This window comes from Staphylococcus sp. GDB20D11A, from assembly GCF_016893255.1.
In the GTDB taxonomy this organism is placed as follows: Bacteria; Bacillota; Bacilli; order Staphylococcales; family Staphylococcaceae; genus Staphylococcus; species Staphylococcus aureus.
Window position 1 is genome coordinate 1 of sequence record NZ_JAFEPJ010000019.1, and the last position, 2,684, is coordinate 2,684.

Annotated in this window: 2 protein-coding genes; both read left to right on the top strand. The window is 29.0% G+C overall.

Annotated elements, in window-relative coordinates:
- The first annotated feature begins 197 nt into the window (after positions 1-197).
- Entirely contained in the window at positions 198-1,121 is a 924-nt protein-coding gene (locus tag JV528_RS11985; protein ID WP_204177622.1) for a protein rep, read from the top strand.
- Between the two features lie 1,080 nt (positions 1,122-2,201).
- Positions 2,202-2,621: a fosfomycin resistance bacillithiol transferase FosB4 gene (locus JV528_RS11990; protein ID WP_053032028.1), complete on the top strand. Its 420-nt coding sequence runs from the start codon at positions 2,202-2,204 to the stop codon at positions 2,619-2,621.
- The last annotated feature ends 63 nt before the right edge of the window (positions 2,622-2,684 follow it).

Below are 2,684 nucleotides of genomic sequence, written 5' to 3' on the forward strand. Positions count from 1 at the left end.
GGGTAACTATTGCCGGCGAGGCTAGTTACCCTTAAGTTATTGATATGACTGGTTTTAACCACAAAAAAAGTTGCTTTTCCGTACCTATTAATGTATCGTTTTAAATGACTAGTAAAAAACATACATAGAAAGGGGAAAAAGCAACTTTTTTTATTGTCATAGTTTGTGAAAACTAAGTTGTTTTTATGTGTTATAACATGGAAAAGTATACTGAGAAAAAACAAAGAAATCAAGTATTTCAGAAATTTATTAAACGTCATATTGGAGAGAATCAAATGGATTTAGTTGAAGATTGTAATACATTTCTGTCTTTTGTAGCTGATAAAACTTTAGAAAAACAGAAATTATATAAAGCTAATTCTTGTAAAAATCGATTTTGTCCTGTCTGTGCTTGGAGAAAAGCTAGAAAAGATGCTTTAGGTTTATCTTTGATGATGCAATATATTAAGCAGCAAGAAAATAAGGAGTTTATTTTTTTAACTTTGACTACACCTAATGTAATGAGTGAGGAATTAGAAAATGAAATAAAACATTACAATAATTCTTTTAGAAAACTTATAAAAAGAAAAAAAGTAGGTAGTGTTATAAAGGGATATGTCCGTAAGTTAGAGATTACATATAATAAAAAAAGAGATGACTATAATCCTCATTTTCATGTGTTAATTGCAGTAAATAAATCGTATTTCACAGATAAAAGATATTATATTAGCCAACAAGAATGGTTAGATTTATGGCGTGATGTAACGGGCATTTCAGAAATCACACAAGTTCAAGTTCAAAAAATAAGACAAAATAACAATAAAGAGTTATATGAAATGGCTAAGTATTCTGGTAAAGATAGTGATTATTTAATAAATCAAAAAGTCTTTGATGCATTTTATAAATCACTTAAAGGTAAACAGGTATTAGTTTATTCAGGATTATTTAAAGATGCTAAAAAGAAATTAAAAAATGGGGATTTAGATTATTTAAAAGAAATTGATCCAACCGAATATATCTATCAAATTTTTTATATTTGGAAACAAAAAGAGTATTTAGCTAGTGAACTTTATGACTTAACAGAACAAGAAAAAAGAGAAATTAATCACAAAATGATAGACGAAATCGAGGAAGAACAATAACAAAATATAAGTGCTAACAGCTGACCTCCCGATAACACCATGTAGTTATTGGGAGGTCAGCTGTTGAATTATGCACGAGTATTTTAAAAGTTATTGTGATGACGACGATAAACGATTATCAAAAGTATAATGTTAAAATGCTTTATTATACTAACGTTATATAAACATTATACTTTCGTTATACAAATTTTAACCCTGTTAGGAACTATAAAAAATCATGAAAATTTTAATTTGCATGTAACTGGGCAGTGTCTTAAAAATTCGCCACTGGTTTTGCTCAAATTTTTGTTTGTGAAAAGTAATTATTTTTATTTGGCTCTCATTTGCGTTTTAAGAGCTTATATAAGTTTTTAGGCATAAAACTATATGAATTACCCCTAAATCTTTAAAATGCCCCCTTAAAATTCAAAATAAAGGTATTTAAAATTTTAAAAATAAAAAAGCTACTAGCAAAAAACTAGTAGCTTAAATCTTAGTTAAATTTTGATGTAGTATTAATTTTTATATCTACGCTACAACGTCGATTCAAATTCGTGCAGTATTAATTTTTGTATCTGCGCCACAACGCCGATTACTAATAATACAGTATTAATTTTTATATCTGTGCTGCAACACCGATTACTTAAAATTAAGATTAAAAAAATCGACGAAGGTCGATTATGGTTTTTACACGCGTTCTTTTAGAACGCATAAGTGCGCCCTTACGGGATTTAACTAGATTATAACGACGAAAAATAGACCTGTAAAGCGATAACCATTGTGATAAAGTTTGCTAAAAAGGAGCGATTTTATGACTGCTATTTGGATATCGATTATAGGTATGTGGTTTTGTATTGGAATGGCGTTTTTTGCTATCAAGAGGAGTAAAAATAAAAAATAGAACACGCATTTATGCCGAGAAAATTTATTGTGCGTTGAGAAGAACCCTTAACTAAACTTGCAGACGAATGTCGGCATAGCGTGAGCTATTAAGCCGACCATTCGACAAGTTTTGGGATTGTTAAGGGTTCCGAGGCTCAACGTCAATAAAGCAATTGGAATAAAGCAATTAGGTTAAAATTAAAAAAAGGGAGGGAGAATATGATTAAAGGAATAAATCATATTACTTATTCGGTTTCTAATATAGCTAAATCAATTGAATTTTACAGAGATATTTTAGGGGCTGACATTTTAGTTGAAAGTGAGACCTCGGCCTATTTTAATTTAGGTGGTATATGGTTAGCTTTGAACGAAGAAAAAAATATTCCTAGAAGCGAAATTAAATATTCGTATACTCATATAGCATTTACAATTTCAGATAACGATTTTGAAGATTGGTATATCTGGTTGAAAGAAAATGAAGTAAATATTCTTGAAGGTAGAGATAGAGATATTAGAGATAAAAAATCAATATATTTCACTGATTTAGATGGCCATAAATTAGAATTGCATACAGGAAGTTTAGAAGATAGATTGAGTTATTATAAAGAGGCTAAACCTCATATGAATTTTTATATTTAAAACAAAGTTATGTGCTTTGTTTTGAAACGAGTGAAAACGAGTCTTGATAATAAGGGTAACTAT